This window comes from Arthrobacter sp. LAPM80, assembly GCF_046736435.1.
Lineage (GTDB): Bacteria > Actinomycetota > Actinomycetes > Actinomycetales > Micrococcaceae > Specibacter.
The window spans coordinates 1-25,854 of sequence record NZ_JBCHVD010000011.1 but is presented as its reverse complement, the minus strand read 5'-3'; the positions used below and the strand labels follow the sequence as shown (position 1 = coordinate 25,854).

The 25,854-nt window shown below is 61.5% G+C and carries 21 protein-coding genes and 1 pseudogene; 16 read left to right on the top strand and 6 right to left on the bottom strand.

Going from position 1 to position 25,854, the window contains the following annotated elements:
* The first annotated feature begins 89 nt into the window (after positions 1 to 89).
* From aceA to AAGW05_RS12330, 3 genes are all read left to right on the top strand, one after another.
* Complete coding sequence (gene aceA, locus AAGW05_RS12340; protein ID WP_411804833.1) at positions 90 to 1,412, top strand: isocitrate lyase; 1,323 nt, start codon at positions 90 to 92, stop codon at positions 1,410 to 1,412.
* 34 nt (positions 1,413 to 1,446) lie between these two features.
* Positions 1,447 to 3,084 carry a malate synthase A gene (gene aceB / locus AAGW05_RS12335; protein ID WP_411804832.1) on the top strand — a complete coding sequence of 546 codons (1,638 nt, stop codon included), beginning with the start codon at positions 1,447 to 1,449 and terminating at the stop codon, positions 3,082 to 3,084.
* Between the two features lie 125 nt (positions 3,085 to 3,209).
* A complete protein-coding gene (locus AAGW05_RS12330) occupies positions 3,210 to 3,917 on the top strand; it encodes a DsbA family protein (protein WP_411804831.1) in 708 nt (235 codons plus the stop codon).
* A 105-nt stretch (positions 3,918 to 4,022) separates the two neighbouring features.
* Here AAGW05_RS12330 and AAGW05_RS12325 read toward each other — a convergent pair.
* Positions 4,023 to 4,445 (bottom strand): annotated as a pseudogene (locus tag AAGW05_RS12325) (extracellular solute-binding protein); the annotation flags it as partial.
* A gap of 404 nt (positions 4,446 to 4,849) precedes the next feature.
* Between AAGW05_RS12325 and AAGW05_RS12320 the strand changes: the two are divergent.
* Positions 4,850 to 5,230: an RNA-binding S4 domain-containing protein gene (locus tag AAGW05_RS12320; protein ID WP_411804829.1), complete on the top strand. Its 381-nt coding sequence runs from the start codon at positions 4,850 to 4,852 to the stop codon at positions 5,228 to 5,230.
* 74 nt (positions 5,231 to 5,304) lie between these two features.
* Here AAGW05_RS12320 and AAGW05_RS12315 read toward each other — a convergent pair whose 3' ends face one another.
* Positions 5,305 to 5,589: a hypothetical protein gene (locus AAGW05_RS12315; RefSeq protein WP_411804828.1), complete on the bottom strand. Its 285-nt coding sequence runs from the start codon at positions 5,587 to 5,589 to the stop codon at positions 5,305 to 5,307.
* 574 nt (positions 5,590 to 6,163) lie between these two features.
* On the opposite strand from AAGW05_RS12315, the gene AAGW05_RS12310 reads away from it, so the two are divergent.
* A complete protein-coding gene (locus tag AAGW05_RS12310) occupies positions 6,164 to 6,601 on the top strand; it encodes a sensor histidine kinase (RefSeq protein WP_411804826.1) in 438 nt (145 codons plus the stop codon).
* Entirely contained in the window at positions 6,592 to 7,056 is a 465-nt protein-coding gene (locus AAGW05_RS12305) for a LuxR C-terminal-related transcriptional regulator (RefSeq protein WP_411804825.1), read from the top strand. The genes AAGW05_RS12310 and AAGW05_RS12305 overlap by 10 nt, the downstream gene beginning before the upstream one ends.
* 124 nt (positions 7,057 to 7,180) lie before the next feature.
* On the opposite strand, the gene AAGW05_RS12300 is transcribed toward AAGW05_RS12305, so the two are convergent.
* Together AAGW05_RS12300 and AAGW05_RS12295 are read right to left on the bottom strand one after the other, a co-directional pair.
* Positions 7,181 to 8,053 (bottom strand): TM2 domain-containing protein, encoded by an 873-nt coding sequence (locus AAGW05_RS12300; protein WP_411804824.1) that lies wholly within the window; start codon positions 8,051 to 8,053, stop codon positions 7,181 to 7,183.
* Positions 8,054 to 8,132: 79 nt separating this feature from the next.
* A complete protein-coding gene (locus AAGW05_RS12295; protein WP_411804823.1) occupies positions 8,133 to 8,855 on the bottom strand; it encodes a hypothetical protein in 723 nt (240 codons plus the stop codon).
* A gap of 370 nt (positions 8,856 to 9,225) precedes the next feature.
* Between AAGW05_RS12295 and AAGW05_RS12290 the strand changes: the two genes are divergently transcribed.
* The 6 genes from AAGW05_RS12290 to AAGW05_RS12265 all read left to right on the top strand — a co-directional run bounded on the left by AAGW05_RS12290 (position 9,226) and on the right by AAGW05_RS12265 (position 16,493).
* Complete coding sequence (locus tag AAGW05_RS12290) at positions 9,226 to 11,268, top strand: helix-turn-helix transcriptional regulator (RefSeq protein ID WP_411804822.1); 2,043 nt, start codon at positions 9,226 to 9,228, stop codon at positions 11,266 to 11,268.
* Positions 11,269 to 11,281: 13 nt separating this feature from the next.
* On the top strand, positions 11,282 to 12,898 hold the full coding sequence (locus AAGW05_RS12285; protein ID WP_411804821.1) for a type I restriction-modification system subunit M: 1,617 nt from the start codon (positions 11,282 to 11,284) through the stop codon (positions 12,896 to 12,898).
* A complete protein-coding gene (locus AAGW05_RS12280; RefSeq protein WP_411804820.1) occupies positions 12,895 to 14,094 on the top strand; it encodes a restriction endonuclease subunit S in 1,200 nt (399 codons plus the stop codon). The genes AAGW05_RS12285 and AAGW05_RS12280 overlap by 4 nt, the downstream gene beginning before the upstream one ends.
* A 255-nt stretch (positions 14,095 to 14,349) precedes the next feature.
* Entirely contained in the window at positions 14,350 to 14,622 is a 273-nt protein-coding gene (locus tag AAGW05_RS12275; protein ID WP_411804819.1) for a DUF4230 domain-containing protein, read from the top strand.
* 289 nt (positions 14,623 to 14,911) lie between these two features.
* Complete coding sequence (locus AAGW05_RS12270; RefSeq protein ID WP_411804818.1) at positions 14,912 to 15,211, top strand: helix-turn-helix transcriptional regulator; 300 nt, start codon at positions 14,912 to 14,914, stop codon at positions 15,209 to 15,211.
* Complete coding sequence (locus AAGW05_RS12265; protein ID WP_411804817.1) at positions 15,204 to 16,493, top strand: HipA domain-containing protein; 1,290 nt, start codon at positions 15,204 to 15,206, stop codon at positions 16,491 to 16,493. Before AAGW05_RS12270 ends, AAGW05_RS12265 begins: the two co-directional genes overlap by 8 nt.
* A 63-nt stretch (positions 16,494 to 16,556) precedes the next feature.
* Here AAGW05_RS12265 and AAGW05_RS12260 read toward each other — a convergent pair whose 3' ends face one another.
* Positions 16,557 to 18,605 (bottom strand): PhoX family protein, encoded by a 2,049-nt coding sequence (locus AAGW05_RS12260; protein ID WP_411804816.1) that lies wholly within the window; start codon positions 18,603 to 18,605, stop codon positions 16,557 to 16,559.
* A 238-nt stretch (positions 18,606 to 18,843) separates the two neighbouring features.
* Here AAGW05_RS12260 and AAGW05_RS12255 point away from each other — a divergent pair, with 238 nt between their 5' ends.
* Positions 18,844 to 19,377: a hypothetical protein gene (locus tag AAGW05_RS12255; protein ID WP_411804815.1), complete on the top strand. Its 534-nt coding sequence runs from the start codon at positions 18,844 to 18,846 to the stop codon at positions 19,375 to 19,377.
* Between the two features lie 74 nt (positions 19,378 to 19,451).
* Here AAGW05_RS12255 and AAGW05_RS12250 read toward each other — a convergent pair whose 3' ends face one another.
* Positions 19,452 to 21,287, bottom strand: coding sequence for a plasmid pRiA4b ORF-3 family protein (locus tag AAGW05_RS12250; RefSeq protein WP_411804814.1), 1,836 nt, complete (start codon positions 21,285 to 21,287; stop codon positions 19,452 to 19,454).
* A gap of 212 nt (positions 21,288 to 21,499) precedes the next feature.
* On the opposite strand from AAGW05_RS12250, the gene AAGW05_RS12245 reads away from it, so the two are divergent.
* From AAGW05_RS12245 to AAGW05_RS12235, 3 genes are all read left to right on the top strand, one after another.
* A complete protein-coding gene (locus tag AAGW05_RS12245; protein WP_411804812.1) occupies positions 21,500 to 24,688 on the top strand; it encodes a type I restriction endonuclease subunit R in 3,189 nt (1,062 codons plus the stop codon).
* 186 nt (positions 24,689 to 24,874) lie between these two features.
* A complete protein-coding gene (locus AAGW05_RS12240) occupies positions 24,875 to 25,090 on the top strand; it encodes a hypothetical protein (protein ID WP_411804811.1) in 216 nt (71 codons plus the stop codon).
* 66 nt (positions 25,091 to 25,156) lie between these two features.
* Positions 25,157 to 25,714, top strand: a complete 558-nt coding sequence (locus AAGW05_RS12235; protein WP_411804810.1) for a hypothetical protein — start codon at positions 25,157 to 25,159, stop codon at positions 25,712 to 25,714.
* Positions 25,715 to 25,854: the final 140 nt, after the last annotated feature.

The following is a 25,854-nucleotide window of genomic DNA, read 5'->3' as shown; positions in this document are numbered from 1 at the left end:
GAATAGTTCAAATCACGAAGAAGGAACCAAGATCTCCGCCGGCTCACCGAAGAGCCATCGGGATCGCAGACCACAAGGAGCTTTCCATCATGACTGCAGCATTTGAACCCGCAATGACGCCGGAACAGCACAATGCACAGGCAGCCGCCGCTCTCGAACTTGAATGGGCCGCCAACCCCCGCTGGGAAGGTATTGAACGCAGCTACACTGCCGCAGACGTCATCAAATTGCGTGGCCGCGTCACGGAAGAGCAGACCCTGGCCCGCCGCGGCGCGGAAAAGCTCTGGGACCAGCTTCGCAACGCAGGAACCGAGGACTACACCCACGCACTCGGGGCCCTGACAGGCAACCAGGCCGTGCAGCAGGTCAAGGCAGGTTTGAAGGCCATCTACCTCTCCGGCTGGCAGGTTGCCGCCGACGCCAACACCTCGGGAAACACGTACCCGGACCAGTCCCTGTACCCCGTGAACTCGGTCCCCACGGTGGTCCGCCGCATCAACAACGCCTTGTTGCGTGCCGACCAGATTGAATTCTCCGAAGGCAAGCTGAGCGTTGAAGATTGGATGGTGCCGATCGTGGCCGACGCCGAGGCCGGCTTCGGCGGCCCGCTAAACGCCTACGAACTCATGAAATCCATGATTGCCGCCGGCGCAGCAGGCGTGCACTTCGAAGATCAGCTCGCCAGTGAAAAGAAGTGCGGCCACCTCGGCGGGAAGGTCCTGATCCCCACGGTCCAGCATATCCGCACGCTGAACGCCGCAAGGCTCGCGGCCGACGTCGCCGGCGTCCCCACCGTCATCATTGCCCGCACAGACGCCGAGGCCGCCACCCTGATCACCTCCGACGTCGATGACCGCGACAAGCCCTTCATCACCGGCGAGCGCACCCCCGAAGGTTTCTACACTGTGCGCAACGGCATTGAACCGTGCATTGCCAGGGCACTGGCCTACGCACCGCACGCGGATCTCATCTGGATGGAAACCGGCACCCCGGACCTGGCCCTGGCGAAGAAGTTTGCCGACGCCGTCCACGCCGAGTTTCCCGACCAGATGCTCGCCTACAACTGTTCACCGTCGTTCAACTGGAAAAAGCATCTGGACGACGCCACGATCGCTGCGTTCCAACGTGAACTCGGCGCCATGGGCTTCAAGTTCCAGTTCATCACCCTGGCTGGTTTCCACGCCCTGAACTACTCGATGTTTGATCTTGCCCACGGTTACGCCCGGGATGGGATGAGCGCCTACGTCGAACTGCAGGAGCGCGAATTTGGCGCAGAAGAACGCGGCTACACCGCAACCAAACACCAGCGTGAAGTAGGCACAGGCTACTTCGATGCGGTGGCGAGCGCATTGAACCCTAACAGCGGCACCCTCGCATTGGCAGGCTCTACCGAAGCCGAGCAGTTCCACTAACCCCCACCCCTCACCTCAGCCTTGGAGAACCCCCATGAACTCAACGAACAGCCTGAACGGAATCACGTTCAACGGCATCACCTTGACGGCACCGCCCCTCCACCGCCAGGATGAAATCCTGACCCCCGAGGCCTTGGATTTCATCGCCGCACTGAACAGGACTACGACGGCGCGGCGCCAGGAATTGCTCGACGCCCGCAAAACCCGCCGCAGCCAGATCCTCAGCGGCAGCGACCCCCGCTACCTGCGTGAAACATCCGCCATTCGCGAAGACCCCCGCTGGCGCGTTGCTCCCCCGGCTCCCGGTTTGGAGGACCGCCGCGTTGAAATCACCGGGCCTGTTGACCGCAAGATGACGATCAACGCCCTGAACTCAGGGGCCAAGGTCTGGCTGGCCGATATGGAGGACTCCTCAACACCCACCTGGGGCAATGTCATCCGCGGACAGCTGAACCTCATTGACGCCCTTGAACGACGCATCGACTTCACGAGCCCCGAGGGCAAGGAGTACAAGCTGGCCCCGGCCGATGAACTGCCCACCATCGTGGTCCGTCCCCGCGGCTGGCACCTGCCGGAGAAGCACCTGCTGATCAACGGCAAGCCGATGGCCGGCGGAGTCGTGGACTTCGGCCTGTACTTCTTCCACAATGCCCGCCGCCTGATCGCTGCGGGCAAGGGACCGTACTTCTACCTGCCGAAGATTGAAAACCACCAGGAAGCCCGCCTGTGGAATGACATCTTCATCCAGGCACAGGACCTGTTGGGCATCCCGCAGGGAACCATCCGCGCCACGGTTTTGATCGAGACCATCACGGCAGCCTTCGAGATGGAGGAAATCCTCTACGAACTGCGCGACCACGCGGCCGGCCTGAACGCCGGCCGCTGGGACTACTTGTTCTCCGTCATCAAGAACTTCCGCACCCGCGGCCCCCGGTTCGTCCTGCCCGACCGCAACCAGATCACCATGACAGCCCCGTTCATGCGCGCCTACACCGAACAGCTTGTCCGTGCCTGCCACACGCGCGGCGCCATGGCGATCGGCGGGATGGCCGCGTTTGTGCCCAACCGCCGCGACCCTGAAGCTAACGCCAACGCCATGGCAAAGGTCCGTGCCGACAAAACACGCGAGGCCAACGACGGCTTTGACGGTTCATGGGTCGCCCACCCCGACCTTGTTCCCGTTGCCATGGAGGTCTTCGACGAGATCCTTGGCCGGAACCCGAACCAGATCAGCCGCACCCGCGAGGACGTCGAACTCGACGACCGTGCCCTGCTGAACGTCGCCGGCACCCAGGGCACCATCACCGAACACGGCATCCGCGAGAACATCTGGGTCGGCATCCAGTACATCGAGTCGTGGCTGCGCGGGCACGGCGCCGTCGCCCTGAACAACCTGATGGAGGACGCCGCCACAGCGGAAATCGCCCGCTCCCAGATCTGGCAGTGGATCCACAGCCAGGCCATCACCGACCAGGGCGAGCTCATCACCTACGACTGGGTCTGCCAGATGCTCGAGGAGGAGTTTGCCAGGCTCCCCCGCTTCGACGGGGACCGTTTCGAGGACGCCCTGGAAATCTTCACCAACGTCGCAATGAGCGAGGAATTTCCCGCCTTTTTGACCACCGCCGCCTACGCGAACTACCTGCACGAACGCGAACTGGTGGACGCCTAAGATTTGGCTGCTCCCACCGGACGCGACGCCACTGCAGGCCCGAGATCCGGGTCCCGGTGGGGCAGCCATTAGTTTCCCGTCGAAAGGGGCGGAATAAGCGCCGGCTCGCCGCCGTTGCCGCCAGTATGAAGATTGAAATCTGGTCCGACGTGGCCTGCCCCTGGTGCTACATTGGCAAGCGCCGTTTCGAAACTGCCCTTAACGCGTTCCCGCACAGGGACTCCGTGGATGTGCAGTGGAAGAGTTTCCAGCTGGACCCCACCCTCCCCGAGCACTATGACGGCACCGAGCTGAGCTACCTGGTTGAGCGCAAGGGCATGGACCCCGAACAGCTCAAGGGCATGCTCACCCACGTCACCGGCGCCGCCACCGCCGAGGGCCTGAACTTCAAGTTCGAGAACGTGGTGGTCGCCAACAGCTTCCGCGCCCACGAACTGCTCCACCTGGCCAAGTCCCACGGACGGGGCGACGCCGTGAAGGAAGCCCTGCTTTCGGCCCACTTTGAGCACGGGGTCGACATCGGCAACCGCGAGGCACTGGTAGCCGTCGGCACCGAGGCAGGCCTGTCCGCCGTCGAAATCAACGAGGCCCTTGACAGCGCAAAGTACGCCGATAATGTCCGCAACGACATCGCCGAGGGCCGCGCCCTTGGCGTCCAGGGCGTCCCGTTCTTCGTCATTGACAGGAAGTACGGCATCTCCGGTGCCCAGCCCGCTGAAGTGTTCGGCCAGGCGTTGGAGCAGGCGTGGCAGGAAGCCAACCCGCTGACCATGGTCTCGGCAACCGGAGGAGAAGGCGCCGAGGTGTGCGGCCCCGACGGCTGCGCCATCTAGGATGCACCCGAGGTGGGCCGGCCGGTTCGGAGTACCCATGCAGGTACTAGCAAAGTGACGTCGTGACGCTTCTGGACAAACGGCCTGCGACACCGTGGCCGTCACCTATGTCAGGGACGGTAAAAGGGGCACAACAACCATCACATGGGCCTGGCCGGGGATGGCGTGGGAACTAGCTGGCTGCTTCAACGGCCTGCCGGGCCGTTGCCAACGGCAGGAGCTTGGACCGTGTGGCGTAGATGCCGACGGGCGGGAAGCGATTGGCGTGCCAAATTCGGTCTGCGCATCAGGACTCGTCATGAACTTCACAAACTTCAGGGCGCCGTCCTTGTTCTTCGTGTTCTTGAAGATTGGAAGGTTGATTCCCGCTACATGGCTGGCGACGTTTGACTTGGCGTTTGCCGGCGCGGGGAACGCCACAACGCCGTACTGATCGGCTTTCATGCCGTTTGCAATGATGCTGTTCTCAGCATTGCTCTCGTTGATGATCATGGCAACCTTGCCCGTTGCAAAATCGTCGACTGCCTTGGTGTCCTGGCCGTATTATGCGTTGGCGACGCCCACGACCATGTCCACCTGCATCAAGTCGACGAAACGCCTGCTTCCGTCAACCACACCGTCGGAGGTGAAGGTTGGTTTGCCGTCTGCGTCGAAGAGTTCGGCCCCGTTCTGTGCGGCGTTGATTAAGGCGAAGTGGGCATTCTCCGTGTAGCTGCTGGCTGTCAGCGCACACCCGTGCTTGCCACCAATCGCCTCAAAGGCTGCCGAGTACTCGGTTGAAGTGGAACACTTAACCCGTGTCCCAGCAGGAGATCCCTATGACGTACTCGCTACAGCTGTACACCGTTCGCAGTCCCCTTTGAAGGAGACCTGGCCCCGTCAGCACTGACCTTCGACGCCGCGTTCAGCGACACCGCTAGAGTGGATCCATCATGAGCATTCCAAAGTCAGCCCCCGCCTCGGTCCGCATCGACGCATGGCTCTGGGCCATCCGTGCTTACAAGACCCGGTCCATGGCCACCGCCGCGTGCCGGGCGGGCCACGTGAAACTCAATGACGCCAACGCCAAGGCGGCCCACACGGTTGTCCCCGGTGACACGGTCCGTGTCCGCCAGCCCGGCTATGACAGGATCCTGGAAGTACGCCAGCTCATCAACAAGCGCGTGGGCGCGGAAGCCGCCTCGCATTGCTTCACCGACCACACTCCCCCGCGCCCAACACTTCCGGCACTGGGCCTGCCGCAACGCGACCGCGGGACGGGCCGGCCCACCAAGAAGGACCGCCGCGACATGGACAAGCTGCGCGGGGGCTGAGCGCTTAGCCGAACGTGCCGCCGTCGTTCCTTGAAGAACGACGGCGGCACGTGGGTTTGGGGTACAAGGCCGGCTCAGCGCGCCCCCGCCCGGGCAACCGGGGGCAGGTCCCAGTCGTCGTTGCTCGTGCGCAGGATCGCCATGCTGACCATCAAACTTGCCAGGGTCGTCAACCCCCATCCCAAGGTCACATCAAGTAGGCGGCTCGGGATGACTACGGCCGCGATGAAATGGAGCGGCTGCGAGACCATCAAGGCGATGGCCACCCACCACTTCACTATGCCGGCACATCCCAGGGCCACGCCGATCAGGATCAATCCCACGATGTGCCCGGCAAGCCAGATGAGCCCGGCGACCATGGCAACCGCGCCGGCTTGGAGTGCGTCACCGATCGTGACGATCTCGGCTTGGGCGAAACCGCTGTGCCCCAGCTGATTGACAAGGTAGTCGGCGTTGACGGTGGCACCTCCCTAGCACCACCCCACAAAGCACATGATCGTCCCCACTGCCGCAAGCACCGGTGCTCCCCGGCGGGCAACATAGCCTGCCCCCCAAAACGCCTCCCAGCAAGACAGGCATGGCCAGCAGCCCCAACCACACAATGATGGTCATGGTTCCGGAGTTCTCCAACGACTTGGCATGCTGTTGCCGACCTTCAGGAGAGGGTTTTTGCCAATGCCGCGGGGCCCGCAGACCTGGAATCGGTGCTGCGTACAGCCACCGGTGACACGGCCCTGCGGGTGTGATCGTCCCCGGTCGGGCGGAGAGCCGGCAGGGTGACCAAACCTTCAACGCAACCATTCTCAAGGCGCTGTCCCCGATTGTGGAGATGGGCCGCCAGCAGCTCGAACTTGCCGCGTCGCTGGCAGATGTGGACGCCAGCAGCATCTGCCGCTGCCCAGCAAGGAACTCCACGACCAGCTCGACGCGTCGGTGACGGAGCTTGGCACGGCGGTGGCCGAATTGCGTCAGCTCGCCCATGGGGTTCGCCCCAGCGCCTTGGATGACGGCCTGCCCGCGGCGTTGCGTCAGCTTAGTGGACGCTCACCCACCCCGCTCACCCTGCATATTGTGGAGCCATTGCCGGAGGTGCCGGAAATTGTTGGTGCCACAGCGTATTTTGTCGCGTCCGAGGCAGTTCACAACGCGACCAGACATGCGCAGGCACAACGCATCAGTATCGTCTTGAAGCAGCAGGGTGTATCGATTTCCCTGCGGATCAGCGACGACGGCCGCGGCGGGGCCCGGTGTGCCGAAGGCGGCGGCCTGGCCGGGCTAACCGACAGGGTCAACGCACTCGGCGGCGAGCTGCGGCTGACCAGCGCCGAGGGCCGTGGAACCACGCTTGAGGCGGTCCTGCCATGCGGCTGATCATTGCCGAAGACTCCGCCTTGTTCCGCGAGGGCCTGTCCGGGTTGTTGGAAGCCGCCGGCCACGAGGTGCTGGCCGCCGTCGCGGATGCCACGCAAGCTGTGGAACAAACCAGGGCGCTGCGCCCGGAACTGGTCATCTTCGACGTGCGAATGCCTCCTGAGAATACGGACGACGGCGCCCGGGCGGCTGTCACGCTGCGTGGCGAGTTTCTGGACATCCTGTGCCGGGTCAGGGACGGAGGAAGCGCCTTCGATCCTGAATTAGTGCTTGAAATCATGGGTGCCGCCCGCCAAAACCAGGCCTTGGAGTCCCTCACCTCAAGGGAACGCGAGGTGCTGGCGCTCATGGCCGAGGGGCGAACCAAGATTGGGATCACCCAGCGACTATGGCTGACTGCCCGCACCGTCGAAACGCACGTGGCCAACACCCGGGAGGATCATCGCAGCGATTGAACCGTACGTATTCGGACGGGCCTGCCGGCGTCTTTCTTCTAATACGACGGCGGCACCCACCTTTTCCAGGCAGGCGCCGCTCTCGCGTGGGTTTGGCCAGCGGCCGGAAACAACAGGCCGCCCGCTATCCGGGAATCTGGATCCGGGCCTTCTGCTGCAGCAACTGATCCGTAACGCCAACGGTTGCGGCACCCGGCGCAATGTCGAAGGCAACAAAGCCGCGGGACTTGTCGCCGGCAGCCACCTCACCGGCAGGCAGCAGATCGTCGGCAAAGAATGCGAAGTCTCCCTTGCGGCCGTCTTCATTCTTGGCGGTGAAGTACAGCGGGTTGGAGGAGGTGGTTCCGGATTCGGTCTCCCACAGCACGTCCAGCAGCAGGTATTCACCGTTCTTCGGCTCAGTGGCAAGGAGGTTCGTGCTCACAACATTTGTCCGCTTAGCGGAGATGATGGTGATTCTGGCAACGTTTCCCTTCTTCAGGTCCACCGTGAACGGCACACCCACAACGGGTGCGTCGTTCTTGGCAGGCTCTTCGGCTTTCTTCTCATTAGCGGTGTCAACCTTTTTCTTAACCGGAGCTTCCAAGGGTGCTTGCACCGGCGCAACTGCTGCAGGCTTCTCGGCCAATGCTTCTGATGTTCCGCCCGCCGCTCCACCCCCGGACACGGAGCCGATGACCAGCAACACTGCTGTGACAATCCAGGCCACAACCTTGTGCTTGGCGTAGCCGGCGAGCAGCTGGCCCTTCTTGTCCCTCTGCTTGCCGGCCAACGTGATGACCAAGTCCACCAGTACCCACACGCCTGCACCACCCAGGGTGACGAGCTTGAGAATACCCGTCCCCACTTTGCCCAGGTAGAAACGATCAATGCCAAAGAACCCCAGGAACAAGGACAGCAGCCAGGTGGTGAGGAAGGATTTGGTTCCGACGCCCGCATCTTGCGGATCGGTGGCAAACGGTGCGGATGGCGCCTTCGTATAAACGTTGTTGGTCAATTCAAGTGTCCTTGTCTATGGCACTCCGGCCCTTGTTGGCCTCGAGTGAATGTGATGATCAACCGGAAAGTCCGGCGAATTACTGCTTGGTCCAGCTGCCGCAGCGGCTCGACTTGAAGTCCTGCCCCTCAATGATGGTCACCGACGGGCGGCCCCCTTTGGGCAGGTCGTTATCCACAATGTCCGAGCCGTTCGTCCCGCTGGCCAGGATGGCCCAGTAGCAGGAGGAGCCGACGTCGGCTGCAGTTACATAGGTGCCAGGTTCAATGTCTCGACCCACGGTCCGGGTGCCGTCGCCAAAGGTGTTCTTGGTCTTCTGCGCTTCAGCACCGGTCACAGCTTCCTCTCGCTTCTTGACCGCGGTCTCCTGCTCGGCAACCTTTCGTTCAGCCGCCGCCAGCGCGCTTTCACGATCAGTCACCTTGTCTTCGCGGCCTTTGATGGTTCCGCTCAGTGCCGCGAGCTTTTCATCCAACGTCCGGAACGAGGTCCTGGAATTTTCAAGGTCCTTCTCGACGGAAGACTTCTCTGCCGCCAACTGTGCATAGGCGTCGCTCTTGCTCGGGTCAGGCAACGTGGTGCCAAAGAATGTACCCGCGCCAAGAAGTACGACGGCGGCCAACGCGCCCACCAGCGCCTTGGACTTCCATGTCCGTTTCGCGGCGGCACCGGACTTTGCGGCAGGTGGAGTCTTGGGCGCCGGCACCGCTCCTGCAGTGCTTCCGCCAAGCTCACGTGCCAGCTTTGCCGCCGCGCCAGATCGTAGCGGCACTTCTTCGTCTTTGTGCTCCTCAGCCGTCATGGCCCTCTTCCTCGTTCCGTGTCGGCGTTCCTTGTTCATCAGGCACATCAGGGGCAGTGCCGGCCTCCGGTGGTCGGCGGAGGCCGCCCGGCAACGGTGGGCAGCCAAACAACCGCCCAAACGCCAGTCCCAGGACGTCGCCCGTGCTGCTGTAAATCAACCGCCGTCCGGGCGTACCTGTAGCTGCGTTGTTCCCGCCCATGATGTGCTTCCCCCAAATGATGAATGGTGTCCGTTGCTGTCAGGAACACGCTATGGCTTGCGCCGATGTTTGATAAGAAATTCATTGATAAGGGGACTTATCAACATTTTGTGCACATGGTGTGCATAACCGCATAAGCTGTTCTGACACCAATTAATCGGGGGGCACATGAACGGGCAGTCGACCACTCTGTGCATCTCCCTGGCTGAAATCGCTACCCTGACCCGGGTGAAGCGCCCAGTTGTGTCCATGTGGCGGCGCCGCAGCCAGGGCACGGCAACGCCGTTCCCGGAGCCAATCAAGCTGAACCGCGGTCAGTATTTGTTCGACGCCGGTCAGGTGCGGGAGTGGCTTGTCACAACCCAGCACGGCAACAACCCGCAAGCACCCGACGACATGGCTGCCTTCGCCCGCCACGACTCCTCACGGACAGATCCTAAAGCGGCATTCGTCGCTCTGACGGCACTTATCACGCTGCGCCGGCTGGTGGGCGAGCCCCTTGCCGGCATGGCCGCGGATGACCTGCTCGACGCCGCCGACGACATCGACCCGGACAACGACTTCCTTTACTCGGAGATCGAGGCCTTGGGCGGGGACGCCATGGACTTCGCCGCCCGCGCAGACCTGCTCATTGAGGCCGCCTATTCACCCGAAGCCGCCTTCGAAACGCTCATGCGTGAGCGCTTCCGGTCGGGCCTGCGGGACCACGCGGACACGGCATTGGCGGGCCCGGCCATCGACCTTGCCGCGATGACCGCCGTCGAACTTTCCAACCACTCCAACACTAGGGAACCGGTGTTTGTGGACCCCACAAGCGGCGGCAGCGATCTGCTCGTAGCCGTGCTCCACAGGCTGCCCGAGGACGCCGATCCGCGGCTGCTCACTCGCAGCGGCCGGGACGCGGCGTCTCGCACGGCGCTGCGCCGCCTGCTGGTCCACGGCGTTCATCGAGAGCGCCTGCACTTCACCAATTCGGGCGAGTTCTCTGTGGCGGAACCGGCCGTGCATGTGGCCTCCTACCCGCCGCCCGGGGCCCCGGAGATGCGGGCCATGAGGATTCTTGCGGACATTGAAAACACTGTGCTGCAGATGGACGATTCGCAGCGCGGGGTGATCGTGGCCCCGGCCGTGGCGTTGACGGATGCGCTCGAGGAGCCGGGGTCCGGTGCTGTGCGTGCGGCTCTGTTGCGGTCGGGCAGGGTGCGCGCCATCATCCGGCTTCCTGCGGGGCTCGTTCCGGCGAAGACCCGGCAGGCCTTGGCACTGTGGGTGCTGGGCCCGGCCCACGCGTCGGTGCCTATTGCCGAGCGCTGGACCATGGTCGCCGACCTCTCTGACACAGCCTTGAGCCACGACACCGTCCAGGACCTGGTGGGCGATCTTGCTGTCTCGATGGGATCGGCATCCACCATCCGCGCCCACGCCATGCGGTTTGCCCGCATCGTACCCACATCCCGGCTTTTAGCTCGTAGAGGTGCGCTGGTCCGGCAGGTCTCCGGCCTTGGCCCGGACGCGGACGCTTCCGAGCAAGCCGTCCGGGCTGACCGGCTCCTGGCCCAGCTCAACTCCCCCGCCGCCGCACCCGGCCCGCTTCCCTTTGCACTGTCGCTGGGCCATGGGTCCTCAGCCACCGCCACGGTGGATGAACTGCTGTCCCAAGAGCACCTGCGCTATGTAAGGGGTGTGCGCCTGATTGCGGGCCTTCCCCTAGCGGACGACGGCGGAGCCCGAGTTTTGGGACTGACGGAACTTGGACTTGGGGGGACTCCCGGACGCGGCGACTCTGCGGAGCGTCGCATCAACCGGCTGGTACTGGCCGCCAACCATCCACAGGCCCGCCTGAGCGAGCCCGGCGACGTCGTTTTTGCCACTGTTCCCACTCCCTCGGCGATGGTGGATGCGGAGGGCGGGTCCGTCATCGAATATCCGGCACGGGTGTTGCGGATTAGTGAGAAGGATCCCGGCGGGCTTATGCCGGAAATGCTGGCCGCTGACATCAATTCCGCGGCCACCAAGGATTGGCGGAACTGGGCGTTGCGCCTGGTGCCGCATGCCACGGCCCAACAATTGCGCCCCGTTCTGGCCCAGCTGGAACGTGAAGAAGCTGCAGCCCGGCTCCGGTTGGAACGGCTCACCGAACTCACCACGATCATCCGCGACGGCGTCAGCGCCGGCGGGCTCGTTGTGGACGCTACGATCGATTTAACGTAAAGAAAGCTGGATCATGCCCCCGAAGAAGCAAGTGGACGCCGCCCCGTCCACCATGAAGGAATTAAAGGACACCCTGTGGAAGGCTGCCGACAAGCTGCGCGGCTCCATGGACGCCTCACAGTACAAGGACGTGATCCTGGGGCTCGTATTTTTGAAGTACGTTTCCGATGCCTTCGATGAGCGCCGCGAACAGATCCGCACGGAGCTGGTGGCGGACGGGCTAAATGAGGACCAAATTGCCCAGCTCATTGACGATGTGGACGAGTACACCGGCCGCGGCGTGTTCTGGGTTCCGGCCCGCGCCCGCTGGACGTACTTGGCGCAGAACGCCAAGGGCACAGTTGCGTCGATGGACGAGCATGCCAAGAGCATTGGCGAGCTCATTGATGACGCCATGGCGTACGTGATGGGCGCCAACCCGTCACTGGCCGCCACGCTGCCCATGATTTTCAACCGCGACAACATTGATCAGCGCCGCCTGGGCGAGCTGCTGGACTTGTTCAACTCGGCCAAGTTCACCGGTGAGGGGGCCACCAAGGCCCGCGACTTGCTTGGTGAGGTGTACGAGTACTTCCTGGAGAAGTTTGCCCGCGCCGAGGGCAAGCGCGGCGGCGAGTTCTACACCCCGGCCGGGGTGGTGCGCGTGCTGGTGGAGGTTTTGGAGCCCACGCACGGCCGCGTGTACGACCCCGCCTGCGGGTCCGGTGGCATGTTTGTGCAGGCCGAGAAGTTCCTGGAGTCGCACAACAAGGAGGGCTCGGAGATTTCGGTCTATGGGCAGGAGCTTAATGAGCGCACCTGGCGTATGGCGAAGATGAACCTGGCCATCCACGGGCTCAACGGCAATTTGGCCTCGCGCTGGGGTGATACCTTTGCCCGCGACCAGCACCCGGACATGCAGGCCGATTTCATCATGGCCAATCCCCCGTTCAATATTAAGGACTGGGCCCGTTCGGAGTCCGATCCGCGCTGGAAGTACGGCGTCCCGCCGGCGGGCAATGCGAACTATGCGTGGATTCAGCACATCATTTCCAAGCTGGCACCGGGCGGTTCCGCGGGCGTGGTCATGGCCAATGGCTCCATGTCCTCCAACTCAGGAGGTGAGGGCGAGATCCGTGCTCAGCTGGTTGAGGCGGACCTGGTCTCCTGCATGGTGGCGCTGCCCACCCAGCTGTTCCGCTCCACCGGCATTCCCGTGTGCACGTGGTTCTTCGCCAAGGACAAGACCTTGGGAGCTGGCGGGTCTGTTGATAGGACCGGGCAGGTCTTGTTCATCGACGCCCGAAACCTGGGGCACATGGTGGATAGGGCGGAGCGCGCTCTTTCTGATGAGGACATTGCCAAGATCGCCGGGACGTTCCACGCCTGGCGCGGCTCTACTTCCGCTGTTGCTTCCGGCTTGGCGTACGACGACGAACCCGGCTTCTGCAAGTCCGTCACCCTCGCGGAGATCAAGGCCGCCGACTACGCCCTCACCCCGGGCCGCTACGTTGGCGCCGCCGAAGTTAAGGACGACGGCGAGCCGATCGAAGAAAAGATCGCCCGACTCTCCGCTGAACTGTTTGCCCAGTTTGACGAGTCCGAGCGCTTGGCAGCCGTAGTGCGCGAGCAGTTGCGGAGGGTTTCATGAGCCGATTTCCAAGTGTCAAACTTTCACAGGTAGCGACAGTCCGATCCGGGTTCGCGTTTAAGAGCGCCGATTGGAGGGCAGCCGGTGTCCCGGTTATCAAGATTAGAAATGTCACGCCGGGGAACGTGGTCTTGGAGAATTGTGGATTTGTTAGTGAGGATGTGGCGGCCAGCGCTGTTGCATTCGAGGCGCAATTTGGTGATTCCCTCATTTCAATGTCTGGCGCCACTGTTGGAGAAATTGGCAGGGTGCGTTTTGACCAGCGAGCCCTCGTCAACCAGCGAGTTGGCGCCTTCCGTGTGACGTTTCCAACTCACTTGGACAGTAACTACCTCTACCAATTTCTCCAGTTGCCGGACACAGTCGATTACTTCACGTCTTCTGCATACGGATCTGCACAACCAAACATCAGTCCCTCACTGATTTTAAACATCGATATTCCTTTGCCCCCGATCCAGGAGCAGCGAGCCATCGCCGAAGTCCTGGGCGCCCTCGACGACAAGATCGCCGCCAACACCAAACTCGCTGAAACCTCGCTTGAGCTTACGAAGACCCTGTTCCATAAATCCATCCTCGATGTCGAGTTTTCAGACAAGTCATTCGCGGACGTAGCTAAGGTCAGCGGTGGTGGAACGCCAAGCACCAAGGTGCCCGAATACTGGGGTGGTGACACCAACTGGGCAACGCCAACAGACGTGACCGCGCTGCGTGGCCCGTATCTGGAGGCTACTTCGCGACCCATTACGACCGAAGGCCTGGCAGCATGTTCGTCGGACTTGTTCCAGTCGGGCGCGATTCTCATGACTTCTCGAGCCACAATCGGTGCGTTTGCCATCGCACAGGTTCCAACTGCGGTGAACCAAGGATTCATTGTGGTGGAGCCAAACGAACCGAGCATGCGCTATTGGTTGTTCCATGAAATGCTCAGTCGAGTAGACGAGTTCATCTCCCTGGCCAATGGCGCAACGTTCTTGGAGCTGAGCCGAGGCAACTTCAAGAAATTCAAAGTGCGCCTAGCTGGTTCAGAGACTATGCAGTCCTTCGAAGCCAAGGCAATCCCTCTCCATTCTGTCGCCCAAAACGCGCTCAAGGAGAACTCTACGCTCGCCGCAACCCGCGATGCACTGCTCCCCCAGCTAATGTCAGGGAAGCTGTGCGTCAAGGACGCCGAAGCACTCGTCTCGGCGGCGGTCTAACGCGGTCTTGGCGGTGTCGCGACACCGCCAAGACCGTCACACGCTGGCACAAGTTCGCGATCGTTTGGCCTCCAAGTAATATTGCATGGGCTGCATCGGCCATGCCCGCCGCACAGGCCAACCGGTGGGAACAACCCCCGCATTTTTCAACTCTTAAAGGAATCCGATGGCAGCCATGCGCCCAGGCAATTCTGTCGCTCTCCGGGTAGCTGTTTTTTAGTCGCCGTGCTGTCCGGGCTCTATGGTGCAAGTCTCTTGGGGTTCAACCCGTTCCAGTCCGGCAAGAGTGAAACAGCTCTGCTGAATTCCATCCAAGACACCAGCAAGTACGTCGCCGCGGTCGGCGACTTTGAAGTTGTGGTCGATGACAAGGATGACAACCTCATATTGCCCAACATCATCTCCGGGCGTCGAACGATATTTGGCGGAGCAGGCACAGTCAACGCATATGTGGATATATCCGGCCTCGCCGAGGATGACCTGTCACTATCTGCTGGCGGAAAGTCAGTGAAGATCCGACTGCCGTAGGCGCAGCTGAAGAAGCAGGCAACTGAGAACACCAAGGCCATGCTGACCGGCATGTTCAGCTCGATGGAAATCCAGGCTACCTTCCGCCACTAGTACCCGCATTTGTCGGCCGGGAACTTTTTTGAGCCCATACCACTATCCTCGGCTCCCCATTGCCCTAATGTCCCCAAAGACCGATCATTAGACCAAAAATTGGTCAATGTTCCCGATTTTGGGTACATTAGCGTGATAGAGTGGCTACGTACCCAAAAATGGATACATAAGTCGGCCCTTATAACGAGGGATACAGATGACAGCAACACTGGTTACCAAGCGCCTAGGCAACTCCATTCGCAGGCGCCGCATCTCCCTTGGAATGACCCAGGAGGAACTATCCGAGCAACTGGGGATTTCTCGACCAAAGATCAGCGCAATGGAAAACGGACGGTTCGGCAGCACGAAACTGTTACTTGAGGTCGCCGAAGCCATAGGTCTCGATGTCTTCATGCTCCCTCGAGAAAATCGGATAGCTCGAGAGATTCGACTCGAGCAGGAGAATCTGCAAGCCGCCACCAAAGGCATCAGAGTTAGGCGCTCAGCCGATGGGTGACACTCTCGACGTGCTATTCAAAGATACTCGCGTTGGGGTGTTGACTTCTGACGGCCCCGGCGGCGGCGCCTCCCTGACCTATACTCCACTGGCATTGGAAACTTTCGGCCTAGGGTTCCCACTACTTTCTGTTCGCCTCCCGGTCAGGCCGACCATGTATCCGGCCACGCAAACACGAACATTTATTGACGGTCTCTTGCCTGAAGATCAGGTCCGAGCTCTCCTGGCTGATCGCGCACGGGTAGCCAACGACGACACTTTCGGGCTGTTGCGCGCATACGGCCTCGACTGTGCCGGAGCTATTCAAGTGGTCGACCCGGATTCGCCCGCGGCTGCCCGCTTACCAGGCGTTCATTGGCTCAGCAATGATGAACTCGCAGAAGTGGTTTCAGATCTTACATCAGCACCCCTGGGCGTCTCAGTCGGACCTGGTGTTCGTTCCAGTCTGGGTGGACTTCAAGGAAAACTTGTAGTTGTCGTAGACGGTGACCAGATAGGAATCCCTCTGAACGGACACCCTTCAACCCACATCCTCAAGCCAGCCCGCCTTACTGAGAAGGGTTCGGAGCGCTGGCCCGGCATAGCCCAACTGGAGGCCATGGGTCTTCGACTCATCAAGGAGACCACTAAATTTGGAGTGTCGGTGAGCGCTTCCGATGCCCGCGTCATAGATATCTCCGGACGCCCTGGCCTATTGGCCACACGGTTTGATCGTGAACAAGACGAATTAGGCACGGTTCATCGTATCCATCAGGAGGATTTTGCCCAGGCCCTCGGAATCAAGGAAAAGTACCAACAAGACGGGTTGACCCCTCCTCGTCTGCTGGACATGGCCAATCTCCTGAGCCTTCACGCAACAGCACCCGCCAAAGCACTCATACAACTATTGGAAATGGTGGTTCTCAACGCAGTCCTTGGAAACTGCGATATGCATGCCAGAAACTTGGCCCTACTTCTCAACGGCGGGGAGATCGGTCTAACGCCCGCCTATGATGTTGTACCCACGTCCGTCTGGCCGGACCATGAACGTGAGCTGTCCCTGCGCGTCGGCGGCGAGGCGTTCCTCAACGACCTCCGAGGTCAGCATCTACTTATCGAGGCAATTTCTTGGGGGATGAGGCGCCCCTCGGCGAACAGAGTCATTAGTCGCACGCTCGTGGCTCTGGAAAAAGCGCTGCCTTCCGTCCGGCAACAAGCAATTGAAGAAGGCTGGGACCACCCCCTCTTGGACTCCGTGGTAACGGAAAGCAGCGCCCGCATCAATACCCTGCGAACAACCTAGAAATCTTCGGAGAGTCCCAGCATCTCCGAAACATTTGGGTCCACCAGCATGGAAGCTGTGAAATCAGTCTTTCGGGAAGATCTGCACCACCGACGGGCGGGGCGCGCGCACCTGGCCACGCTTCGGCGTGGCACCCTGGGCAACGTAGTCGGGGAAGAATGAGGTGTGCGCCCCGTACGTCCCGTCCTCACCCGGGTGCTGCACTGCCACGAAGACCATGGATTCGTCGTCGTGGATGATGGGTCCACACGTCTCGGCATCTCGCGGCATGGAGGCGAACTGCTCCACGTTGCCCCTGTTGCGGCCCTCCAGTCCCACCTTGAACAGGCCGTCGTTGTAGCCAATGGTGGACGGCGCCCCGTCCGTCGAGATCCACAGGTTGCCTTCGGTGTCGAACGCCACGTTGTCCGGGCAGGAAATGGGGCTGACCTGCGATGCAGGGAAGCCGCTGAAGTAGGTTTCCGTGTTCTTCGCCGGGTCACCGCAGAGCATCAGCAGGTTCCAGTTGAACGTTGTGGCGGTGGCATCTCCGCGGCGCTCGGTAATTTCCACCACGTGACCGTCGCGGTTTTCGGTGCGCGGATTCACCTCGTCGGCAACTGCACTACTGCCCACGCCGCGCTTGCTGTTGTTGGTGCAGGCCACATACACCTTGCCCGTAGTCAGGCTCGGCTGCACGTCCTCGCACCGGTCCATCTTGGTGGCGCCGGCCTTGTCGGCGGCCAGCCGCGTGTAAACCAGGACTTCCTGGACACTCATACCGGAGATGGCGCTCTTGCCGTCGACCACCAACGGAAGCCACGCGCCGGAACCATCAAAGCTGCCATCTGCCGGCACCGTGCCGGAGCCGTCAATTTCCGCTGCGGAGTTGCCCGCGAATTGGGCTACGTACAGATCACCCTCACTGAGCAGTGTCATATTGTGCGCCTTGTCATTCTTCTTGTACTTGTTCTTCGAAACAAACTTGTACAGGTAGTCGAAGCGCTCATCATCGCCCGAATACGCCACCACCTTGCCGTTGTCCGCGATGATGACGTTGGCGCCCTCATGCTTGAAGCGGCCCAGGCTAGTGTGCTTTTTCGGGTTGGAGTGGGGGTTCTCCGGATCTATCTCCACAATGTAGCCAAAGCGGTTGGGCTCGTTGCGGTAGTCCTCGCCGCGGGCGTCAAAACGGGGATCATCCATCTCCCAGCCCATGCCCGTGGCTGCGTTGCCCAGACCGTAGCGGCGGTCCTCGGCGCTGGTGCCGTTGGTGCGGAAGAAGGCGTTGAAGTTCTCCTCGCCAGAGAGGATGGTGCCCCAGGGGGTGGAGCCACCCGAGCAGTTACCCAGGGTGCCCAGGACGAAACGGCCCTCGCGGTCCGCAGCAGTTTTGACGAAGTCGGAACCAGCCAGTGGGCCCGTCAACTCAAAGGTGGTGTCCACGGTGATGCGGCGGTTCAGCGTGCCGCCACGGACATAACTCCAGGGCCGCCCCTTCTTTTCACGCTCCAGTTCCACCACGCTCATGCCCACGGCGTTGCGGAATATGTTGCGCCGCTGTGCTTGCTCCGCCTCGTTGGCCGGGGCGGCGGGGAACATGATCTTGGCGTTGACGTACTCGTGATTGCAAACCAGCAGGCCCTTCTTGCCGTTGGGCTGGCGCAGGATCTCCAAGTAGTCGTTATTGTAGCCAAACTGGCCGGCCTGCGCCGCGGGGCTCTGGTTCGCGAAGTCGAAGTCCGGCGAGTTCGCGAAGAGCGGATCGCCCCAGCGAATGATGGGCTGCCAGTTGTATCCGGCGGGGACGTTGAAGGCGTCCACGGCCGCGTCCACGGGCTTGATCGGCGCGAACGCAAGCTTGCCGCCGTGACCGTTGTTGCCGCCGTCGAACTTGCCGCCGTGACCGCTGCCCTGGACCATGACGGCAGCACTGAGGATGCCGGCCAGACCAATGCCCATCGCCGAGCGGCGTGAGAACTCCGTGGAGACAATGTCGCGGAAATAGCTGTTGGTGGAGGTGTTGCAGACGGCCTTGGAACAGGCGTTGTCACACTTGAGCATGCAGGTGACGGCGCTGCGCTTGCCGCGGGTATGGCCGAGCATGGGCAAAAGCTTCTTTAGATCGTTCATGGCGAACCTTCCTAACGTGGATGCAATGCAGCCACTGTGGCAAGGCAGGGAAGCGCGTTGGCGGAGATCAGCTGAACGGCAGGTTAAGGAGATGCGAACTATCCGTCGAGGAGTGCCGTGGAGGGTTCAGCTCCCTAGGGATCTCACTGGATGAGACCTGGAGATTGCGAGGTGCCTTCTTGGTGGGCGGTGACCGCATCAAAAGCCCTTGAGCCGCGGCCGGTGTTAGTCTGCCAGAGTGACGACGAAACTGACGTGGGACTATGTGGTCCAAACCGTAGGGATGGACAGCCCCACCCCGGCCTTGAGTGCCACTGTTGAAACCCTTGACAAATTCGGGCAGTGGGTAATAGGTTCGGCAGCAGTAAATTATGAGACGGATGAGTGGCGTTTTCAGGACGAAACGTGTACTTGGTCGCACAGTCCCCAGGCTGGCTGGACTCTGAGCAACGAAGTCGTGACGATCCCGGCATCGGGCAATCGTGAGGGCTGGAAACCGGAGGCGCTGAAGCTGTTTTTCCCGGCGGAACTGCCGATTTGGGGCCGGGAGTTGGACGAGTGGTTGATTGCCAATGCAGCGGCCGACGGCGATGACCTCCACCTCACGCTGTTGTACCTGCCCGATCCGGATCTGATGGCCAGTGCCACCATCAGCCGGCGCTGGCGCGTGGTCACCGCATTCATCACTCCGTGGCAGGAATGGATCCTGACGGACATCATGCCAGTCTCGGCCGCCTCAACACCTCTTCAGGAGGCGCTCTTCGAGCTGTAGGTGTTGTTGGCCATCTCCCGTCGCACTTTCCAACTCCGTCGTGGTTCTTTGAACGGTTCACAGCCCGGCTCGGCTCAGTACATGTCGATGAGTTCCTCGTTCAGCTCGTCCTTGTCGAAGTACTTCGGATCCAGCGTCTCCCCGGGCACCAGCCCCAACCAGTCGCGGTATTCGTCGTGTTCGGGGTGGGAGGGATCGTTGACGGCTTCCACCATCGAAGCCCAGCCCCACACCCCGCCGCTGTCCTCGGCCGGCCCGGCACCCCGGCCGCCGGTGCAGCGCACGGCGGGGGCGCCGTCGTCGAACGGGAGAACCTTCTCCACAGTAACGGCATGGTCCCAATCGTCACCGAAGTCATAGACGTAGGCAACGGAGTCCTTTTCCGCGGCCAGCAACTCTCCGATGGCCACCCCTGCCTCATCGATGGGCGGATCGCCGAAGCCGAAGTCGTTCCCGGCCGGTCCGTATACGGTTCCGTTGTAGCCACCCACACGGAATTCATGGAGATGGCCATCCATCCATCCGAAGGACATCTGGATAATGCGGTGCAGCGAAGCCAGCGTCAGGTCGGAGCGAACCAGCAGTCGGCGCCAAATGGGCGGTTTGGAGCCCTTCAGCATGATTTTAAGCTGCAGGATCTGTACCTTGGCATTTTTCTTCGGCTTTCGCTGCGCCGGGCGAGTGTGCTGGCGAGTGTGCTGGAAGGACGCCGGTGGTGGGAAGTCCGGGAGCTCAATTTCCAAGCCCTCGTCCTGGAACTTGAGGGAATCGGCCAGCGCGCCAGCAAAACAGCCGATGAGGCCTTCAGGCAACACCACGTGCTGGTCCATGGTGAGCAGACCCAGCTCCACCATGGCTTCGAGCCTCTCCACGAGAAATGCGGCGGTGATGGGGTCAATGATCAGTCCGGTTTCCAGACCGTTCTCCGCGAGCTGGCGAAGGTGAATAGTTTCAGGAGGGTTCGCTGTGGTGGCTGCCAGCAGGACTGCCGTTTGTGCAATGGATATTTGGGACAGCCACGGGTTCGTTTCGGGCCCCAGCACGGAGAGGCGGATGTACATGGTGGTGAAGTCCCGCAGCAGGTTCAAACGGCCCAAGGACCCCGGGGTGAGGAAATTCTGCGCATCCACGGTTGGCCTGGCCCTGCCCTGACCGATCTGCAGGAGTCCGGTCTGCTCCAGAACAATCCACAGCAGCGCCAGGCGGGGCTCGTCAAACATGGTTTTGACAGTCCTGACCGGAACTGCGTCCGTACCAGGATCACCGAATAGGGAATCCTGATGCGCCTTGGCCGGTGTGGACCCACGGACGGCAAGCCCGATGGCGGCCGCGGCGGGCTCAATATCCTTCAGCCGCAATGCACCCGTGGCAGTCACCTCCTTTCCCACATCCAACCAGCGCAGCAATGCCGCAGCCTTGCCTGCCAACTCGGTGCCTTCCAGGGTTGCCAGTTCCTTGGCCGGGTCCAGATTCGGGACGATGAATTCCGGCAGGCCCCCGCCGTCCTCCTGGAACAGCTCGCCGATGGTGTTGAATGCTTCCTTGGTGCCGGTCCAGGAGTCCGTGTCCAGCAGGAATTCAAGGTAGAGGTTGATCGCGTCGATGACGAAAACCGTTTCGTGCTGATTTTCCGCATCCTCTGGACCCAGCAGCTGGCCGAGGGCGGTGGCAAACGCCACCGGTTCAAAATTCGTGGCCACCGAGGCCGGCGACTCCTGGAAATAAGTGGTAACAAGGGCTATGACAGGGCCCAGTATTTCCAGTGCCAGAGCCGCTTCAATGCCGCGCTCGCGCCCGCACCAGGCCATGAACCCCGGGGTGATGGCCTCTACTGCGCGGGTTGCCCGCAGCTCGCTGACGGAGGTCACGTTGCGGCGTACCTCTTTGGGGCGTTTGGTTTTCTTGGCCATGGGGTTTCCTCCAGCTTGCGGGCTTGTCACTCGTCTCGACTTTCAATCCTAGCGATTCCTACCGGCCGGACCTGAAGGATGACAAACCCTGGAGGTCTGCGCAGGAGGCACGAACTCGCTGATAACCCCTGGTACCAGTTCACAACACCCCACAAACGCCACCGACTGGTACGGTCAACAGTGAATCCGAATGCACGTTGGGGAGATTGATCATGACACTGGCGGTAACAGGCTTTTCCGAGGCCGACTGGGAGGGCTTGGCCCTTGAACAGCTTGCCGAGCCACTGGGCTGGCGCCCCACCCACGGCGAAGAGATCGCTCCAGGTAAGGGAGAGCGCGAGTCGTGGGCCGAACTGCTGATTCGTCCGCGCATGCTGGCTGCGCTCCAAAAGCTCAACCCCACGGTCCCACTGCAGTATGTGAAGCAGGCCTTGGCGGAAATCACGTCCCCCACATCCAACGACGCCATCACCGAAAATCAGCGCATCCACGGCTATCTGGTCAACGGCTACAAGCTGGGTTACATCGACACCGACGGCACGGACGTCAACGCCACCATCCACCTGCTCAGCGCGGACCCGGACCGGAACGACTGGCTGGCCGTCAACCAAGTCACTTTGGTGGCTGGCGACTACAAACGCCGCTTCGACGTCGTCCTTTATTGCAACGGCATGCCGGTGAGCGTCATTGAGCTGAAGAAAGCCGGCAGCGCACACGCCAACCTCACCGGCGCGCACGCCCAGCTGCGAACGTACCTGCGCGAATTCCCCATGGCCTTCCGCTTTTGCGTGTTCACCTTGGCCAGCGACGGCATCCAGGCTAAATACGGAACACCCTTCACGCCGTTCAACCACTTTTCCCCGTGGAATGTGGACGACGACGGCGTGCCTGTCCCGCCTGGCTTCACCGTGGACGGGGAGGCCGTCACCGAGATGGAAACGGCCCTGATGGGCCTGTACAACCAGGAACGGTTCCTGCAGCTACTGACCGATTTCACCGCCTTTGACGAAAATGCTGACGGGCTCAGCAAACGCATTGCCAAGCCACACCAGTACTTTGCCGTCACCAAGGCTGTGGGCAGCACCGTCCAGGCGGTGGAATCCAACGGCAAGGCTGGCGTTGTCTGGCACACGCAGGGTTCGGGCAAGTCCATGGAAATGGAGCTTTACACCAACCGCGTGATCCGCCACCCGCGGCTGAAAAACCCCACGGTGGTGGTCATCACCGACCGCAACGAACTCGACGGCCAACTGTTCGAGACTTTCCGCCAAAGCCAGCTGCTTCCCGAGACCCCCCGCCAGATCCGGCGCCGGGCCGAGCTGCGCGACGAGCTGGGCAACCGCACCACCGGCGGCATCTATTTCACCACCTTGCAAAAGTTTGGCCGTAGCCAGGCCGAGAAGGAAGCCGGCACGGACCATCCGCTGCTCAGCAACCGGCGCAACATAATTGTGGTGGTGGATGAGGCGCACCGCAGCCACTACGACGATCTTGACGGCTACGCCCGCCACCTGCGTGACGCCCTCCCCCACGCCACTTTAATCGCGTTCACCGGCACACCCATTTCTTTTGCGGACCGCAATACCCGCGACGTCTTTGGCGACTACATCGACATCTATGACCTCACGCGTGCGGTGGAGGACGGCGCTACAGTTCCCGTCTACTTCGAGCCGCGGCTGATCAAGGTGGGCCTGGCCGGCTCCGTAACCGAGGAACAGCTGGACACGGCTGCCGATGATGCCACGGTGGGCCTAGACGTCACAGAGCGGGCGCGCATCGAGGCGAGCGTCGCCGTCGTCAATGCAGTTTATGGTGCTCCGGAGCGCATTGCCGCGCTGGCCGCGGACCTGGTGGAGCATTGGGAGGGCCGCCGGGCCGCCATGCACAAGTTCATTGAGGGGCCGGGCAAGGCCTTGATTGTGGGTGGCACGCGGGAAATCTGCGCCAAGTTGTACGCAGCCATCGTGGAGCTGCGACCGGGCTGGCACTCCGACGAGTTGGACAAGGGCAAGATCAAGGTGGTCTATTCAGGGGATGCCACCGACGCTCCGCCCGTCTCCGACCACGTGCGCCGCGACTCCCAGAATGCCGTGGTTAAGGCCCGCCTCAAGGACGCCGACGACGAACTGGAGCTGGTGATCGTCAAGGACATGATGCTCACCGGCTTTGACGCCCCGCCGCTGCACACCCTCTACCTGGACCGGCCCCTGAAGGGAGCCCTGCTCATGCAGACTCTGGCCCGGGTGAACCGCACGTTCAAGGGCAAGGAGGACGGTCTGCTGGTGGCGTATGCCCCGCTGGCGGAGAATCTGGCCAAGGCCCTGGGCGAGTATACGAAGTCCGACCAGGCCAACAAGCCCGTGGGCAAGGACGTGGATGAGGCTGTGGCCATGACCGTGTCCGTGCTGGGGACCCTTCGCCAGCTGTTGGCCGGTTTCAACTGGAGGGCCGTGCTGAACAAGGGTGGGCCCAAGGCGTGGATCAATGCCACCACCGGCGCCGTTTCCTACCTGCGAGATCCAACAACACCGGGGAACGCGCCGTCGGATCCGGAAACTCTCGCCTCCAAGTACCGGCGCTACAGTGGCCAGCTGTCCCGGGCGTGGGCCTTGTGTTCCGGTGCCGTAACGCTGGTGGAGCTGCGGCCCGAGGTGCAGATGTATGAGGAAATCCGGGTTTGGATGGCCAAGTTCGACGCCGCCGACCGGCAGGCGTCCGGGGAGCCCATCCCGGAGGAGATCCAGCGTCTGCTGGGTGAGCTGATCGCCGGTGCCACGGCATCCGGGGAGGTGCTGGATATTTATGCGGCCGCTGGCATGCCCAAACCCTCACTGGATGACCTCACCCCGGAGTTCATCGCCAGGACCAAGGCGGCCAGGAACCCGCAATTGGCCATTGAGGCCCTGCGGAAGCTGGTGGCCGAGGAGTCCGTGGCGACCACACGCAACAATATTGTTCGCCAGCGTGCCTTTTCCGAGCGGATCACGGAGCTGATGAAAAAGTACACCAACCAGCAGCTCACCAGCGCGGAAGTCATTGCAGAACTCGTGGAGATGGCCAAGGAGATTGCCGCCGAGGGCAACCGCGGGCAAGCCTTCACCCCGGCACTGACCTCCGATGAGCTGGCGTATTACGATGCCATCTCAGAGAACAAATCTGCCGTGGACGTCATGGGCACGGGTGTCCTGGCGGAAATCGCCCGCCAGCTGGTGGAGGTGATGCGCCGGGATATCCGCACCGATTGGACCGTCCGCGATGATGTTAGGGCTAAACTGCGTTCGTCCATCAAACGGCTCCTGGTCCGCAACGGATATCCGCCGGACACTCAGCCCGAGGCCATTAAACTGGTCATGGAACAGATGGAGTCCATGGCACCGCGGTTCGCGGAGGCCCGCGGATGACCGCGATTGCCCAGGCAATGGCCCGCCTTTACGGACTCCCACCGGTTGCCGAGGCCAGCATCGGCGGATGGTTCAAGGGCAAGGACCCCAGCGTTGTGCGTTCTGAGGCGACGGCTCGGCTGGTGCCCGGTGTCCAGCTCCTGTATCTGGGAAAGGCTTCCGGCGGCGCCAGAGGAACAAGGGTGCTTGCGCAAACGAATCGCGGAATATCTCGACTTCGGGCAGGGAAAACCGGCGGGTCACTGGGGCGGCCGCCTCATTTGGCAAATCCAAGACCCTTCACGGCTTCGAATCGGCTGGAAGATCATCGAGGACGCCGATCCTGAACACGTGGAGAAGTGCCTTCTTTTGGCGTTCAAGAAAGAACTTGGCCAGTTGCCGTACGCCAACCTCAGACTTTGAGTGCTCACTGTTTAAAACAACTCCTCCATACCGAAGGTCCCGCCATGAGAAAGTCGACGAACAAACGTGCCGCTAGAGATTGACAACTTCGCGGAGTTGCAACAACTACGTGAAACTGCGCTCGCCCAGCAAGACCCCAACTACATGGCCGGCACAATCCCGATAGCGGAAGTTGCCGCGACGAACAGCGTTTCGGTTCATAATATGGTCACCGCTTTTCAGGCGAGTGGTCAACGCAAAATTGACGATCTTTCCCTGCTGACACCCCTCGATGCCGGCGCCGCTGGCGGAGTGCTGCGTAAGTACCACGAGCTGCAGGATCCTCAACTTGCAAAATTCCGGCGGGATGCATTTGAGCCGGTGACAGAATTGTCACTTCAACTAGGGGTCGAGTTGGATGACCTGCTGGAAGTTTGTGTTCAGGTTGGATTCTCCGCTCGCATCGCCAAAGAAGATCTTTGGCTGGATGGATTTGAGCAGGATCTTGTCCGCGAATGGGTCGAGGATTCTCGCTTTCCATCCCACGAGATGCCGACGTCTTTGCCCGCTCTTCCCAGATCCCCCGACTCCGGCAGTCAATGCCAAACGGCTTCCAGCCGACAAAACCAGGACACCGGAAGTTAAACAAGCGGTAAAGCACGGACAGGCATTGGTCCCATCTAAGGTTCTTGTGGCTCGAGCCATCTCGGAACGATCCATCGAAAGGGATATTGGTGACATCAGTAGCCAGGACCTGAACCGCTTGCTCGGCGACAGAGAAATCC